The 15,882-nt window shown below is 58.7% G+C and carries 16 protein-coding genes, 2 tRNA genes and 1 other RNA gene; 13 read left to right on the top strand and 6 right to left on the bottom strand.

The window, feature by feature from the left end:
• The first annotated feature begins 212 nt into the window (after positions 1-212).
• The 8 genes from HY868_05890 to HY868_05855 all read left to right on the top strand — a co-directional run bounded on the left by HY868_05890 (position 213) and on the right by HY868_05855 (position 5,133).
• Positions 213-301, top strand: a tRNA-Ser gene (locus HY868_05890).
• 92 nt (positions 302-393) lie between these two features.
• Positions 394-479, top strand: a tRNA-Ser gene (locus HY868_05885).
• 120 nt (positions 480-599) lie between these two features.
• Positions 600-882: signal recognition particle sRNA large type (ffs, locus tag HY868_05880), an RNA gene on the top strand.
• A 60-nt stretch (positions 883-942) separates the two neighbouring features.
• Positions 943-2,442 carry a DUF348 domain-containing protein gene (locus HY868_05875; protein ID MBI5301647.1) on the top strand — a complete coding sequence of 500 codons (1,500 nt, stop codon included), beginning with the start codon at positions 943-945 and terminating at the stop codon, positions 2,440-2,442.
• 5 nt (positions 2,443-2,447) lie between these two features.
• A complete protein-coding gene (gene rsmA, locus HY868_05870; protein ID MBI5301646.1) occupies positions 2,448-3,317 on the top strand; it encodes a ribosomal RNA small subunit methyltransferase A in 870 nt (289 codons plus the stop codon).
• A complete protein-coding gene (locus HY868_05865; GenBank protein ID MBI5301645.1) occupies positions 3,283-4,218 on the top strand; it encodes a response regulator in 936 nt (311 codons plus the stop codon). The genes rsmA and HY868_05865 overlap by 35 nt, the downstream gene beginning before the upstream one ends.
• Before the next feature lie 16 nt (positions 4,219-4,234).
• Positions 4,235-4,780, top strand: a complete 546-nt coding sequence (locus HY868_05860) for a diguanylate cyclase (protein MBI5301644.1) — start codon at positions 4,235-4,237, stop codon at positions 4,778-4,780.
• A 47-nt stretch (positions 4,781-4,827) separates the two neighbouring features.
• Positions 4,828-5,133 (top strand): zinc ribbon domain-containing protein, encoded by a 306-nt coding sequence (locus tag HY868_05855; protein MBI5301643.1) that lies wholly within the window; start codon positions 4,828-4,830, stop codon positions 5,131-5,133.
• 84 nt (positions 5,134-5,217) lie between these two features.
• On the opposite strand, the gene HY868_05850 is transcribed toward HY868_05855, so the two are convergent.
• Positions 5,218-5,517 (bottom strand): hypothetical protein, encoded by a 300-nt coding sequence (locus HY868_05850; protein ID MBI5301642.1) that lies wholly within the window; start codon positions 5,515-5,517, stop codon positions 5,218-5,220.
• Between the two features lie 65 nt (positions 5,518-5,582).
• On the opposite strand from HY868_05850, the gene HY868_05845 reads away from it, so the two are divergent.
• On the top strand, positions 5,583-6,035 hold the full coding sequence (locus HY868_05845) for a D-tyrosyl-tRNA(Tyr) deacylase (protein ID MBI5301641.1): 453 nt from the start codon (positions 5,583-5,585) through the stop codon (positions 6,033-6,035).
• A 43-nt stretch (positions 6,036-6,078) separates the two neighbouring features.
• Here the strand turns inward: HY868_05845 and HY868_05840 are convergent, their stop codons facing one another.
• From HY868_05840 to HY868_05820, 5 genes are all read right to left on the bottom strand, one after another.
• Positions 6,079-6,912, bottom strand: a complete 834-nt coding sequence (locus tag HY868_05840) for a hypothetical protein (protein ID MBI5301640.1) — start codon at positions 6,910-6,912, stop codon at positions 6,079-6,081.
• A gap of 60 nt (positions 6,913-6,972) precedes the next feature.
• Positions 6,973-8,415, bottom strand: a complete 1,443-nt coding sequence (locus HY868_05835; protein ID MBI5301639.1) for a cation diffusion facilitator family transporter — start codon at positions 8,413-8,415, stop codon at positions 6,973-6,975.
• On the bottom strand, positions 8,408-9,319 hold the full coding sequence (locus tag HY868_05830) for a patatin-like phospholipase family protein (GenBank protein MBI5301638.1): 912 nt from the start codon (positions 9,317-9,319) through the stop codon (positions 8,408-8,410). The genes HY868_05835 and HY868_05830 overlap by 8 nt, the downstream gene beginning before the upstream one ends.
• Before the next feature lie 143 nt (positions 9,320-9,462).
• On the bottom strand, positions 9,463-9,882 hold the full coding sequence (locus tag HY868_05825; protein ID MBI5301637.1) for a universal stress protein: 420 nt from the start codon (positions 9,880-9,882) through the stop codon (positions 9,463-9,465).
• A gap of 195 nt (positions 9,883-10,077) precedes the next feature.
• Complete coding sequence (locus HY868_05820; protein ID MBI5301636.1) at positions 10,078-10,890, bottom strand: YwiC-like family protein; 813 nt, start codon at positions 10,888-10,890, stop codon at positions 10,078-10,080.
• 149 nt (positions 10,891-11,039) lie between these two features.
• Between HY868_05820 and glpX the strand changes: the two genes are divergently transcribed.
• From glpX to HY868_05800, 4 genes are all read left to right on the top strand, one after another.
• Positions 11,040-12,053, top strand: coding sequence for a class II fructose-bisphosphatase (gene glpX, locus HY868_05815; protein MBI5301635.1), 1,014 nt, complete (start codon positions 11,040-11,042; stop codon positions 12,051-12,053).
• A gap of 76 nt (positions 12,054-12,129) precedes the next feature.
• Positions 12,130-14,187 carry an AAA family ATPase gene (locus HY868_05810; protein ID MBI5301634.1) on the top strand — a complete coding sequence of 686 codons (2,058 nt, stop codon included), beginning with the start codon at positions 12,130-12,132 and terminating at the stop codon, positions 14,185-14,187.
• 349 nt (positions 14,188-14,536) lie between these two features.
• On the top strand, positions 14,537-14,989 hold the full coding sequence (locus HY868_05805) for a low molecular weight phosphatase family protein (GenBank protein ID MBI5301633.1): 453 nt from the start codon (positions 14,537-14,539) through the stop codon (positions 14,987-14,989).
• A 23-nt stretch (positions 14,990-15,012) separates the two neighbouring features.
• A complete protein-coding gene (locus HY868_05800) occupies positions 15,013-15,873 on the top strand; it encodes an HD domain-containing protein (GenBank protein MBI5301632.1) in 861 nt (286 codons plus the stop codon).
• Positions 15,874-15,882: the final 9 nt, after the last annotated feature.

Raw genomic sequence — 15,882 nt, 5'->3', positions numbered from 1 at the left:
GGTAGCACTTTCCGACAAGCAGTCGTTAGCACGCAGATGCTGGCGACTGTTTTTTTGTTGCCGTGCATTTCGTTTTGCGAGTTTCGTAACCCTGTGTTATAATGCCAATCGTGCTGTAAGTTAGAAATTAAAAGTTGGAAGTTGGAAGATAGAGGTTAGATAACTTTTCTAACGTCCAATTTCCAACATCTAATTTCCAATTTCCAGAACTTGGAGAGGTCGCATAGTCCGGTCTAGTGCGCGCGACTCGAAATCGCGTGTGGTCGCAAGGCTACCGGGGGTTCAAATCCCTCCCTCTCCGCTGAACCTAGTGCAATAGTTGAATAGTGCAATAGTGCGTTAGTTGATTTTCAGCTATCGCACTTATCAACTATTGCACTATTGCACTAACTTGGAGAGGTCGCATAGTTTGGCCTAGTGCGCACGCTTGGAAAGCGTGTAGGTGATGAGCCTCGCGGGTTCGAATCCCGCCCTCTCCGCTAATGTCAGTCGCCAGTCCGCAGTAGACAGTCATCAGTAATCGCTTACTGACGACTGTCTACTGCGGACTGGCGACTGCGTTTTGACATTTTGTTCTTTCTCGCATACACTACGCGCGGTCGTGCTAGATGGGGAGCTAGCGGTGCCCTGACTCCGTCGTAAGACGGCTGACCCGCAATCCGCTACAGCGGGGTTGAATGCCTTTTCGAGGGGCGCACATTTCGGGACTGAACGCAACAAGTGGCGTTGAAGGTTGGGTCCGACGCGGCAAAAGCCGGCAAATCCCGCCAGGGTCGGAAGACAGCAACGGTAAGTCGTCACTTTTGGGTGCCGTCGGGATACCTAGCTGGAGTTGGCTGTTGCGATCAAGCCGGGGCGCGCGTTTCGACATTAGGCGCACGACCAACTTTTCGTGCAAACCGATGCTGGTGGCGCGTGGTTCGCACCCGTGGAGTCATCTCCTTGTCGTCTGATCGTTGGAGCGTCGAAGACTGGGACGACGACGTGTGGCAAAAGCCGCGTCGTCGTTTTCGCGTTGACGCGCAGATCATTGTCCTCGCGCTCACGCTGCTTGGCTTGGCTGGAATGAGCATCGGCTATTTCAGTACCCTCAAGCCGGTCACCGTGCTGGTCAATCAACAATCGCACACCATCCTCACGAATCAATCGCGCGTCGCCGGCGTTCTGAACGATGCGACGCTCGACCTCCTCCCCGAAGATATTGTTTTTCCCGCGGCAGACGCGCGCATTCCCGATAACCAACCGATTGCAGTACGCCTCGCGCAACCGCTCGAAATTTCCGTGGATGGCGAGATCATTTCGCATCGCACTTTAAGCGCGACGATTGGCGACGCGTTGCGCGATGCCGGCATCCTTATCAAACCTGGGGATCGCATCATCGCCGACGGTTACGAAGTCGCGGCGACGGCGCGATTGAATCCCGCGCCTACCATCTTGCTGCCGATTTCCATTCGCCGCGCCGTGCCGCTCCAAGTGAACGACAATGGCGCGGTCAGCACGCTCTACACGACCGCGCCGACCCTGGGAGAAGCATTGCTCCAAGCAGGTCTCGTCGTGTATCTCGGCGATGCCGTGTCTCCCGCGCTCGGCACGCCCGTTTCGCCGGACCGTCAAGTCTTTATTCGTCGCGCGCGCACGGCGACGATTCAGGTGGACGGCAAAACGATTCACACGCGCACCCTGGGTCGGACCGTCGCCGATATGCTCGGCGACGAAGGGATTCAACTCATCAGCAAAGATTACGCGATTCCCTCCGCCACCGAAGCCGTGCGCGAGGGCATGTCGGTCCACGTGATGCGCGTGCGCGAAGAATTCGCCACCGAGTCCGAAGCGATTCCGTACGAAACGGTGTGGCAGGCGGACCCGACGCTCGAAGTGGATACGCACCAGGTCACGCAAGCCGGCGCGCAAGGCACGAAAAAACGCACGATTCGCATCACGTACGAAAACGGTCGCGAAACGCGCCGCTCGGTAGACCGCGAATGGATTGACGCCGCGCCGATCACGCACATCAACGCGTACGGCACCAAGATCGTTCGTCGCGAATTGACGCTGCCGAATGGACAGACGATAACATATTGGCGCAAGGTGCGCGTGCTGGCTACGTCGTACACCGCCGCGACCTCCGGCAAGGCGCGCACGCATCCGGAGTTTGGCGTGACGGCAACGGGTATGCGCGCCGGCGTCGGGATCGTCGCGGTGGATCCGCGTGTCATCAACTTGCGTTCGCGCGTGTACGTGCCGGGCTATGGGCTTGCCGTCGCCGGCGACACTGGCGGACGCATCACCGGTCGCCGCGTGGATTTGGGTTACGATGAAGCGAACCTGGTTTTGTGGTACACTTGGGTGGACGTGTATCTACTCGATCCGCCTCCGCCGCACGATCAGATTCGCTGGGTCATTCCCGATACGCCGCGCGAACGCACGACTCCATCGCGGTGATGTGCATGAGTGTTCGCGCTGAACTGGACGCGCACGGACTCGCGCCGCGCAAAAAGTGGGGACAGAATTTTCTCACCGATCCGCGGATTCTGGAAAGCATCGCCGACGCGGCGGAACTGACCGATACGGATGTCGTGCTCGAGATCGGACCCGGCATGGGGCATCTCACGCGCGTCCTGGCGCGCCGCGCGCGGAACGTGGTCGCGGTCGAGGTAGACCCAGGATTGACGGCGCGACTCGAAACCGAATTCGCCGACACGCCGAACGTCAAGATTGTTTTCGGCGATGTGTTGCAAGCCGAACCGCACGCGTGGGTGTCACGCGCGCTCGGCGAGATTGGCTCTTTCAAAATCGTGGCGAACTTGCCGTACTATATCACCTCGGCGATCTTGCGCCACGTCTTGCAAGCCGCGCACAAACCGCGCGTCATGGTCGTGATGGTGCAACGCGAAGTAGCGCAACGCCTAATCGCGCATCCGCCAGACATGAATCTGCTGGCAGTCAGCGTCCAGTTCTTCGCGCAAGTCCAGGTGATGCGTGTGATTCCCGCTGGCGCGTTTTACCCGCGCCCCAAGGTGGACTCGGCGGTAGTGCGCTTGGATGTGTTCACCGCGCCGCCCGCGCACGCGTCCGATGTCAGGCGATTTTTCCAAATCGTGCGCGCGGGATTCGGCACGCGGCGCAAACAATTACGAAATGCCTTGATGAACGGACTGGGCTTGCCGTCGAGCGATGTGCTTGCCGCGCTCGCACAGGCGCACATCGAACCGATGCGGCGCGCCGAAACGTTGACGTTGTTCGAATGGGCGAACCTAGTTCGTGCGTTTGAAGCCGGTACCTATGGCGGACTTGAAACAAAAAATTTTGGTGGTTGACGATGATCGCTTGATCCGTCACGTGATCAGTCATTTCCTCGAAACGGACTATCTGGTGATGCAAGCATCCTCCGGGTTGGAGGGGCTTGCGCTCGCGCAAAACCATACGCCGGATTTGATTTTGCTCGACGTCATGTTACCCGGTATGGACGGGTACGAAGTGTGCCGCCGTTTGCGCGGGCTTTCGGGAACGACCAACACGCCGGTGATTATGCTGACCGCACTCGATCAAGTGGACGCCAAGATTCGCGGCTTGAACGCGGGCGCGGACGATTACCTGACCAAGCCGTTCAACCTCGACGAACTCAAGTCGCGTGTGCAGGCGCATTTACGGCGCAGCGCGCGCGACCTCAGCGCGAGTCCGCTCACCTTTCTGCCCGGCAACCCAGTCATCGAGCAAACGCTGGCGGCGCGTCTCGCCAGCCATACGCCATTTGCGATACTTTACATTGACCTCAATCATTTCAAACCGTTCAACGACGAGTACGGGTGGCTCAAAGGCGATGCGGTGATCAAATTACTTGCCAAAGTCATTCAGAATGCCGTCGCCTCGCAGGGCAGCGCGGACGATTTCGTCGGGCACGTGGGGGGCGATGACTTTGTGACTATAACAACGCCGGCGCGCGCGAGCCACATCGCGCAACAAATCATCACCTTGTTCGACAGCGCGATGCCGGAGCATTACGATGCCGAAACCCGCAAACGCGGGTACATCGAATCCAAAGACCGCGTGGGATTGCCCACGCGCTTTCCAATCACGAGTGTTGCGATCGCGATTATCACGAACGAACAGCGCCGACTTGAGCACCCCGCCCAGGTTGCCGCGCTTGCCGCTGAAGTCAAACGCGTCGTCAAATCACATCCCGGCAGTCATTTCGCTTTTGACCGTCGCGGGCGCTAACCGCAGGGAGGGACCTATGTTAGGTCAAACACACAGCGTGGCAGAGTCGCCGCTCGAACGTGAACTGCGTGCTCGACTTGCCGGAACTAAACCATTAGCATTTTTGAAAATTGATATGATCGGTTTTAGGACCTACATCGAGGAGTACGGTTACGAAAAGGGCGATGCGGTCATCACCATGCTCGGTCGAGTGATTCAAGAGTGTCTGGACACGACTCTGCCCGCGGAGAATTTCGTCGCGCATTTGGGCTGGGATGAATTCGGCGTCATCACGGCGCCCGAACGCGCCGAGCGACTAGCGCAAGCGATCATCGCGCGTTTCGACGCGTCCATTGCCGAATATTACAACGCGGAGGCGCGCACCCAAGGGTTCGTTGATCGCGTGGATCGCCGCGGCAATCCCTACCGCGCGCCCTTGATGGGTGTCGCAATTGCGATTGTCTCGAATGAGAACCGCGCGCTGATGCATCCACTCCAGATCACCCAAATCGCATCGGAAGTGCGCGGCTATTTGCGCTACACACCGAACAGTCGCTACGCGTTTGACCGTCGCCAAAAGTAGGAGTATAATCCGCGCCGTTTCCCTGTACCACGCGGAGGTAGCGAATTATGCCGTTATATGAGTACGAGTGTGAGAGTTGCGGAGTTCATTTCGAAAAAATCCAGTCCGTGCAAGCCGAACCGATTCGGCAATGTCCGGATTGTTCTGGCGTCGTTCACAAAGTTTTCCATCCAGCCGGGATCATCTTCAAGGGTTCAGGTTGGTACATCACCGATAGTCGCAAGTCCACGTCGAGCACGGTAACCGGCGACAGCGCCAAAAAAGAGACGCCCGAGTCTAAGCCGGCAACCACGACACCCGAAGCTAAACCCAGCGCCGCCACGACGGAATCGAAAACCGAAACCAAAACCTAATCGCGCGGCTCGCGCGGTCCAAATGAATCGGGGACAGTTCGCATGGCGGACTGTCCCCGATTCGTTTCTGTTCTGCCGATATTATCACAACTGAAAATTGCTCACCGCCGGCACAATCTTGAAATTGAGATTGAGCACAAACGTGGACAAGCGCTCGATGAGCGATTTCCATTCCTCGCTGGCGAGAATATTGTCGAGCGCCGCGCGATCTTCCGTAACCGCGCCCGTCAGAATTTGCGGCGCGTTGCCGTAGATCGTGTACCACGCTTCGGTCGGTTGCAAGCCCAAGCGGACCATGCGCGGCGCAAACTCTTGCGCGACAAACTCAAAGTACTCGGACTCCTTACCGTTGCGAATATCCCATGTCATCAACAATTTGATCATTCGTTACTCCAATTGAACTGCGGCGGCATCATAACAAACATTTTTGTTTTAAGCAAGGGGGCGCAATGCGCGCAGTGATACAACGTGTGCGACAAGCCAGTGTGCATGTGGACGACCAGGTGATCGGCGCGATTGGCGCGGGCTTGGTCGTGCTCGTCGGCGTGACGCACGACGATGCCGAGCGCGACGCGCAGTGGCTCGCGCAAAAAATCGCGACGCTCCGCATCTTTGAAGACGCCGACGGCAAGTTCAATCTCTCGATACGCGATGTAGGCGCGAGCGCGCTCGTCGTGTCCCAGTTCACACTCTACGCGGACGCGCGGCGCGGGCGTCGCCCCGATTTCGTTGACGCCGCGCGACCCGAGATCGCCGAGCCGCTCATCGCGCGTTTCGTCGCGCTCTTGCGCGAGCAAGGCATCCCGGTCGAGACCGGTCAATTCCAAGCGCGCATGCTCGTTACGATTCTCAACGACGGACCGGTAACGATCATTCTCGATTCCCCGGAAAAGAATTTATGATTTCTGATTTCTGATTTCAAAATCAGAAATCAGAAATCGAAAATTACTGAGCCGGTTGTTGCCAACTGCCGCTCACGTCAATCAGCTTGGTTTGATCGTACACGTTTTGCAATCCGCGACAGTCGAACGTTCCTCCCAACGCATCGCGCACGACGACGACGCAACTCTGCGCCCAGCGATAATCCTCTTGATCGAAGCGCACGCCCGGAATCACTTGCAAGTCAATGATCGAAATCCCCGGCTTGCCATCGTACGTGCCCGCGCCTTTGAACGGCGCAATGTGAATGTTGATGAAATACTCGCACTCGCGGCATTGCGAATTCGGAATCGAAGTACCAATCGAAATCTCGCTCCCCGGCGCAATGTCCACGCGAGTACGCATCGGCAAATCCACTTCGAGGTTCGCCGCGCCAGTCGCTTTGAGATGGAACACGCCGACGCGACTGCCGGTCAAAATCGTCTTGTCACTGCCCACGAGGATGTTCAGCGCGAACGCGTTGGATTCCTTGACGATCAGAATGTCATAGATCGCGCCTTGCGATTTCGTAATGACCGTCGTCGCGTAGCCGGCGGTATGCGCGCGGCGCACGAAATCATCCCGCAGCTTGTCCGCGTTCAGATCGGTGGTGCTCCACGTCGCATTGCCGCGCACGATGCCGGTAAATTCTATATTCGTCGGCATCGCGACATCGCTGACCCACCACGCGGGCACACTGCCGACTGGCGTCGGCGCGCGCGTCGCGGTCGGTGCGACCTGGGTCGGCGCGCGCGCGGTTGCCGTCGGTTCCGGCGTCGGCGCGGACGCGAGGTTGAGGGGACCGCACGCGAACAGTACGAACGCGATCAACGCGACAGCGATCATGCTCCAGGATTTCACACACACTCCTTGCGTGGGGCTAATTTCCAATTTGCCAATTTTGTAAACTGGAAATTTGCGCTACAGTTTGTCCAGAAACGGCTCGGTGTGAACCACAACGCGTCCCAGTTCCGGAAATTCGCGGCGCAGACGATTCTCCATCTCTTCGGCAACCGCATGCACCTCGGCAATCGTCAAGTGGGCGTCAATCAACAAATGTAACGCGAGATAAACATGACCGTCCACGCGTTGCACCTGGATGTCCTGGCATCCGCGCGCGTGCGGAATCTCACGCCACAATGTTTGGATCTGTTCGAGATAGCGCGCGGATTGGCGCGCATTCAGTTCCTTGCCCATGCGGAGCACTTCAGCGCGCGGCTCGATATGGACGTTGATATCGCCAATCGCATAGGCGCGTTGAACATCCGCGAATTCCGCGCGCAACTGGGTTTCGAGTTCGGTCGCGCGCGCGTGCGCCTGCTCGAACGTCGCGTTCGGTACCACTTCGAGATCGAGGTCTATCCACATTCCGCGCGACGTGAGATGCGTCGTGATGTTATGCACCGCGAAATGTCCGCGCGCGGCGACCGTCTGGACCCGTTCGATGACGCCTTCGTGTTCGGCGACCGGCACGGTATGCACGACGACATCGGCTTTGGCTTCGACCGCGCGGACCGCGTCTTGCACTGCGCGTGTGACCGTGTGACTTTCCTCGAAGGACAGGTAACGCGGTACCGCCACGCGCAAATCCACAAAAATGTGATTGCCGGATCCGCGCACGCGCGTTTGGAGAACATGATAAACGCCTTCCACGCGCGCGACCGCATCCACGATTTTTTGCGCCAGACCGTGCGGTGCGCGATCAATCAACGCATCCACCGCGCGCTTGCCCAGTGCGATGCTCACGTAAATCACAATCGCCGCGACGACGAGCGCGGCAACCGCGTCTGCGCGCGCCAAGAGGTCGCCGCGCCCGATCAGTTCGCCTAGTTTGACCAACGCCAAACCGACGATGACGACGGACGAACTCCAGATGTCTGTGCTAAAGTGCAACGCGTCCGCTTCGAGCGCCTGGCTCTGATATTTTTTCGCGGCGCGATACAACACGCGCGAGCGCGAATAATCAATGACAATCGAAACGCCCATCGTTACAAAAGCCCAGACGCTGGGATCCACCGCGACGTTCTCGAAAAAGATCCGCTGGATGCCTTCGTAAATGATCCAGATGCACGTGATGAACAAGAGAAAAGTTTCCGCGAGCGCGCTCAAGTTCTCGACCTTGCCGTGACCGTAGGGGTGAGCTTCATCCGCCGGGCGGTCACTGACGCGCACCGCGAAAAACGTAATGAGCGCGGCGGCAAGGTCGAGCGCCGAGTGCGCGGCTTCGGCGAGAATGCCAAGACTGCCGGTCATCAAGCCGATGACGAGTTTCATCGAGGTCAGGAAAATCGCGGCAATGACCGAGGTCATTGCCGCCATTCCTTTTTCGCGCTGCTGTGTTTGCATGGTGATCGTTTCAGTCACGTTGAAATCTCCGCTTGCTCGCGCGTACGAGTCGCACGCGCCATTGCTGTTTGATCGTTTGCCAACGCGTCGGCGGCGTCATCAACCTTTGAATCTGCGCGAGTTGTTCGCGCGCGGATGCCTCGCCCGCGGCAAAACAATCGTCCGCCATATCGAAATCCATCAAGCCGACGTGCTGGACATTCGGGTGGATGATGATATCGGGCGGCGCTTGCGCGAGCCGCGTCTCACGAATCAATTTGCTCATCACGCCAATCGCGCGCGCGGTGACGCGAACGATCTTGCGATTCTCCGCCGACGACACAATCGCGGTCACGAGCGCATCGCGATTCAGCGGACGCGCGCCCGCCGTCGTAAACACCGGCACGTCCGCCGAGAGGTCAATCGCGATGACGCGCTCCGCGCCGAGGCGACGCGCGACGTCGCACGGCACCGGGTTGAGCGCGCCGCCGTCAATGAACGTGCGCTCGCCGATTTTCACCGGCGCGAAAAAACCGGGAAACGCCGCGCTCGCGCACACCGCGTCAATCGCCATGCCCGCGTCGAACACGACTTCTGCTTGGGCTTCCAGATCCACCGCGACGCACGCGAACTTGCGCTGGAACTCTTCGATGCGCGTCGTGCGACCCAGTTCGATTTCGAGCGCGTGGCGCAACCCGTCGGTGCTGAACAAGCCCATCCCGGTACGATCGAACGCGAGCAACTGCAACAACGTCCACCGGCGCATGATCGCTTCGATCTCGTCGAGCGATTTGCCGGCGGCATAGAGCGCACCGACAATCGCGCCTGCACTCGTCCCGGCGACGTACTCGATGCGCGCGCCGGTGGATTCGACGACGCGCAACGCGCCCAGATGCGCCAGTCCTTTCGCGCCACCACCGCCTAACGCCACTCCCAGTTTCATTTGGGTTACCTCGTGACTGCCCAACCTTGCTGATGACCTTCGCAAGGATGGGCGGGCTGATGCGTTCCTTAAAATAGAAAAACGCCTCTCTTGCGCGTGAACGCAAAAGAGGGTCTACTCCGACGGTTCGCTTCAGCGCGAATTTATTTGACGACAAGCACCGGCGCACGCGCGTGGTGCATCACCCGGTCGCTCACACTGCCCAGCAACAAACCTTCGAACGAACCCAGCCCGCGCGAGCCGACGACGATCAACTCGCATTGTCGCACTTGCGCGACATTCAAAATCGCGTCTGCCGCGCGACCTTCGAGTAATTCCGTCACCACATCGAGTTTCGTATCGGCAAGTTTCGCCTTGGCTTCGGCGATGACCGCTTCGCCGGCGGCAATCGCGTGCGACTCGAACCGATCCAATTCCGGCGCACCCAATTGATGCGGGACTGGACCGAACGCGTGAACGACGACGAGTTGCGCGACGGATTGGCGCGCCAGGTCTTGTGCGACAACCAACGCCTTGTAGGAGTGCGCCGAACCATCCAGCGCGACCAAAATTCGTTTGAACATGGCGAGACTCCTTTCCGCGTGAGGACAGTGCGATGATAACACACAAGTATACGCGTGTCAAAAAAATCGGGGCGAATTAGGATGCGGACGCTTCGCGCGTGGACTTGCGGATATGAAAAATCCGCGTCCCCCAAAAAAGAATCCAGGTTTCTTAGAGAAACCTGGATTCTGACTAGCGTTTTCATTGGGCAGGTCCTACCAGTACGCGACCAGTACGATCAACGCGAATGCGCCACTCAAACCCAGTTCGATGAATCCCAGATGTTTGAGATTGATGCGCGCAGGGCGATTCAGCACGCCGCCCAGCATTTTACACATCGCCGGCGCAAACGCGGCGAGCGCAAGCGCGGGCACCCATCCGACTACTGTACACGCGCCGATGAGCGCAAACGCGAGCGCGTGGTACAAAATCGTTTGGCGTCCCGCCCACAACCGCACGCGCCAAGGCGCGTTCGGCGCGACGGCGCGCGGTTGTTCGCGCACTTTGAACTTGACGTAGAAAATCGTGCCGCCAAAGTAGAGCGCGTTCAGAATGTACAACGCGAGCGCGGTCTCGTCCAGCGCGCGCGTCGCGACGAGATACGCGCCCGGCGCGCCGAGCGCCAGACCCGCGATGCCAAGCCACTCGCCGGCGAGACTCATCTCTGCGCGGCGCGACGCCAGCCACAGGTATATCGCGAGCGTAAGCGCGCCGAGCGCGGCGAACGGAAGCAACAACCAGAGTTGCGTCATCACGAACAATGCAACACCGCCGATGCCGGTGATCGCGGCGTAGATGATGCTCCAACGAATCGCCGCGCGCCGCACACTCGCATCACGCGAACGAAACGTGAGCATGAGCGGATAACGCAGAAGAAAAAAGCCGAACGCGGTGAGCGCGAACAAGATTGTCGCGACGTTTATCGTTTTGCCCGCCGCGATGCCAACGCACAACGGCACCAGAAACATCGCCCACGCGCCATGCTCCCGCGGGAAATTCACGCGCACATTATTTTTTCGAGATTCCATTCTGACTCGACCTCAAACGACATTGCGAAAATTATCGCATGAGACCAGAGAAGATGCAATGACAAATGTCACAAGGCAAGTACCACTCTTGTCAACTTATCGCGTTCCGAGTAGAATAGCGCCAACATACTCAAAGGAGAGAATGATCTATGGCAATTCCCGAACGCAATCTGGCGCTTGAACTTGTACGCACGACCGAAGCCGCGGCGCTTGCCGCCGCGCGATGGATGGGACGCGGCAACAAGAATAGCGCCGACCAAGCCGCCGTGGACGCGATGCGCTTGATGCTCGACACCGTTGAGATTGACGGTGTGGTCGTGATTGGCGAAGGCGAAAAGGATCACGCGCCGATGCTGTACAATGGCGAACGCGTCGGCGCGGCAGTGACCACGCGCGAAGCCGCCGTGCCGGTGCCGGCGGTTGACATCGCCGTGGATCCGATTGATGGCACACGTTTGCTTTCGCTTGGTTTGCCGAACGCCTTGTCCGTCGTCGCCATTGCGGAACGCGGCACGATGTTTGCGCCGGGACACCTGGTGTACATGGACAAGCTCGCGGTCGGCGCGGCGGCGCGCGGCAAGGTGGACATTAACGCGCCGGTCAAACACAACCTCGAAGCAATCGCGCGCGCGAAAAGCAAACTCGTCAGCGATCTCACCGTCGTCGTGCTCGACCGCCCACGCAATCAAAAGTACGTGGATGAAGCGCGCGCGTTCGGCGCGCGGCTCAAACTCATCACCGATGGCGATGTTGCCGCGGCGCTCTCGACCGCACTCGAAGGGACGGGCGTGGATGTGTTGTTCGGCATCGGCGGCTCACCCGAAGCGGTGATTAGCGCGTGCGCGATGAAATGTCTCGGCGGCGAGATTCAATGCCGCTTGTGGGCGCGCGATGATGCCGAACGCGATTACGCCAAGCAGATGCATTACTCGCTCGAAACTCCATTGCTGAATGACGACCTCGTGCGCAGCGATAACGTGTACTTTTCCGTGACCGGGATCACCGACGGCGAACTGGTACGCGGCGTGCACTATGTCAGCGGCGGTGCGACGACCGAATCGCTCGGCGTGCGGTCGCGCTCGGGCACCGTGCGCCGCATCCTTGCTACGCATCGCTGGGAAAAACTCAATCAAATTTCACAGATCGAGTACAGCGGCTCGTGAATCGAATGGCGGTTGTCAGAATTCGGAATTCGGAATTGGGAATTCTGACGACTGCTAAGCGCGGAGTTGTTGAACCATGTCCTCGCGAGTTACGGATCGCGTCACGCAGGCGCGACGCCAGCGTTTTGTCGGGCGCGATGTTGAGCGCGCGCTGTTCGTTAACGCGCTTGCCGCGTCCGAGTTGCCCTTTCAAATTCTTTACGTCTGCGGTCCGGGTGGCGTCGGTAAAACCACGCTACTCCGCGAATTTACGCATCTCGCCGAACAAGCTCATATCTCCGCGCATTACGTGGACGCGCGCCATTTCGATCCCGCGCCGGAATCGTTTCTCGCTGCGCTGGGAATAGACACCCCGCTCCAAACGCTCGCGCAATCATCCCGCCGCGTGATTTTGGTAGACACGTACGAAACGCTCGCACCGCTCGATGCGTGGCTGCGTGAAGTATTTCTACCCCAGGTCTCCGATCAGGTTTTGCTCGTCCTTGCCGGACGCGACGCGCCCACGCCGCCGTGGCGCGCCGACGAAGGTTGGTCGAGTCTGTTGCGCGTCATCGCGCTCCGCAATCTCAGCCCCGATGAAAGCCGCGTGTTGCTCGAACGCCGCCAAGTGCCGGCGCATCAGCACAACGCGGTGCTCGATTTTACGCACGGGCATCCGCTCGCCTTGTCGCTCGTGGCGGACGTGTTCGCGCAGCGACCTGGCTTGGAATTTCAACCGGAACGCGCGCCCGATGTCATCAAGACTCTGCTCGAACAATTCGCGCAAAAAGTGCCGGGACCCGCGCACCGCGCCGCGCTCGAGGCGTGCGTGCTCGTGCGACTCACGACGGAATCGCTCCTCTCCGAATTGCTCGCGATGCCGGACGCGCGCGAACTATTCGATTGGTTGCGCGGTCTGTCGTTCGTTCAAGCCGGACCCCAAGGATTATTCCCACATGATCTTGCGCGCGAGGCGATGTCGGCGGACATTCGTTGGCGCAACCCAGACTGGTACCGCGAACTGCACAAACGCGCGCGCAATTATTACATGCGCCAACTCGCGCAGGCAAGCGGCGGCGATCAACCGCGCGTGCTCGCCGATTACATCTTTTTGCATCGCGATAACCCGGTCGTGCGGTCGCTCTTTCAATGGCAGGAAAGCGCGAGCGCGTTGGCGGACGCGATGCAACCGACTGACCGCGACACCATTCTCGCGATGGTGACGCAGCACGAAGGCGTTGCGTCCGCGCGCATCGCGGCGCATTGGCTTGCGCGTCAACCGCAAGGCATCGTCGTCTTTCGCGAGCCGAACAAGCCGCCTACCGGTTTTCTCGCGCTCGTGTCGCTCGACCGAGCGACGCCGGATGACCTCAAAGCCGATCCGGCTACGCGCGCTGCACACGAGTACCTCCGCAAGAACGCGCCGTTGCGCGCTGGCGAAATCGCCACGCTGTTCCGGTTCTGGATGGCGCGCGATACGTATCAATCCTTCTCGCCGATTCAAAGTTTGATCTTCATCATCATCGTGCGACACTATCTCACGATGCCCGCGCTCGCGTTCACGTTCATTCCTTGCGCGCAACCCGACACCTGGTCTGCCGGTTTTGCGTACGGCGATATCGCGCGTTTACCGGAAGCGGATTTTACGATTGGCGGAAAACACTTTGGTGTCTTTGGTCACGATTGGCGCGCGCGTCCGCCGATGACCTGGCTCGCGCTGATGGCAGAACGCGAGGTCGGGAGCGGCGCACCGACCGCGACATTGCCGACCCAGCCGTTGCTCGTGTTGAGCCAGGAAGAATTCGCGGCGGCAGTGCGCGACGCGTTGCGCGAGTACGCGCACGCCGATCTTTTGCGAACCAATCCACTCTTGCAATCGCGTCTCGTGGTTCAGCGCGCCGCGCTGGACGCGCCGAATGCCGCGCGCATCGCCGCGTTGCAAGCGTTGCTCAAAGAATCCGCCGAGTCACTCCAGTCCGCTCCGCGTTTCGCCAAGATGTATCGCGCGGTATATCATACGTACTTGAAACCCGCGCCAACGCAAGAGCAAGCCGCGGAAATGCTCGACCTGCCGTTCAGCACCTATCGGCGACATTTGAAGGACGGCATTGATCACATCCTCGAATCGCTGTGGCAACAAGAGATCGGGAAATAAACCGCACGTTGCTTTACGCGATTGAACATCTCTAACTCGGACAAGCCAATCAGGGTAAATTTGGACGCGGATGAACGCGGATGAACGCGGATTATTTTCGCGAAACGTCTGCGTTTATCCGCGTTCATCCGCCTCCAAAAGGTCTTTGCCTTTGCGCGATTATTTCGTTTGCCCCGCACCAACACTCTGCACGCGTCCACGCAAGAATTCCACAAACCGCCTTTGTGTTAGCAAAACTTTACACAACATTTACCTTCTCCTTGTCTTCTAATCAACCATCCTTAACGCCCTTTCCCTAAAATCGGTCTCGTGAGTAGCGGACAAGTTCAGGAAAGGAAAACACTCGTTTATGAAACGAATTCTCTTCGTTGATGTCCGTAACGCGACGCGGAGTCAAATTGCCGAAGCGTGGTTCAATCACCTCGCGGACGCATCCTGGCAAGCGCAATCGTGCGGCACGATGCCGGCGCACGCGCTCGATGAACGCGCGGTTCAAGTGATGGCGGAAGTGGGCGTTGACCTGCGCGCCGGTACTCCGAAACGAGTCAGTCAACAAGCGACCGCGCGCGCAGACATCATCGTGTTGATGGGAAAAGATATTCAACCGTATGCGTTCAACACGGCGCGCATTTGGGAATTCCAAGACCTGTCCGGCGAATCCGTTGAACAGGTTCGCTTCTTGCGCGAGCGGATTCGTGCCCGCGTGCAAGATTTGATCGCAGAGATTCGGCTGATAGAATTTGAATCGGTGAACACCGCCTCGGAATGGCGTGCGTTGATGGCGTGTCTAGCAAATGCCTAGCAGAGAAACGATTAATTTTGACAATGATCATAGATTCGATCAAACCAACTGAACCGTCACTGATCCGCGATTCGCTCGCCTGGGTCGAGCAACCCTCCACGTTAATCCGCCTACCCAATCGGCACAATCCCCTTTTACAGCAAGTCCTCGACCGCGTGAATGCCGATACCGAATTGCACGCGCTCTGGCACGCGCAAAATGTGAATGCCGTCGAACGACTCGGCATGAACGATCACGGTCCGGTGCACATGCAAATCGTCGCCAACATCGCGCTGCGCTTGCTGCGGTTGATCGTAGACCGCGCGATAACACCCGACCTCGTCGTGAACTATGCCACCCCGTACAAACTGGGCGACGCCGATGCCGAAGTCGTGGTCGTCCTCGCCGCGCTGTTGCACGACCTGGGCATGTCCATTCACCGCGTCGCGCACGAAGACTATTCGCTCTTCATCGCGATCCCCGTGATTGATCGCGTACTCGACGGCTTGTATCCGCCCGGTGCGCGCGCAATCATGCGCTCGGAGATTCTACACGCGATCATTTCGCATCGCGCCCAAGGCAAGCCGCTGACGATTGAAGCCGGCGTCGTGCGCGTGGCAGACGCGCTCGATATGACCAAGGGTCGCTCGCGCATCGTCTTCGAGCAAGGCAACTATAACGTTCACTCAGTCTCCGCTGCCGCGATTGAAAAAGTAGAGATCACCCACGGCGAGGCGAAAGCCGTGCGCGTGCGAATTGTGATGAACAACTCGGCGGGCATTTATCAGGTGGACGAGTTGATGAAGGAAAAATTACGCGGTTCGGGAATCGAACAGTATCTCGAAGTCGAAGCCGTTACTGATGGAATAACCGATAAAAAATTAGTGCAATTGTTGCGAGTATAACCTCGCCAA

The organism is Chloroflexota bacterium (genome assembly GCA_016219275.1).
Classification (GTDB): domain Bacteria; phylum Chloroflexota; class Anaerolineae; order UBA4142; family UBA4142; genus JACRBM01.
This window is presented reverse-complemented; position numbering and strand designations above follow the sequence as displayed.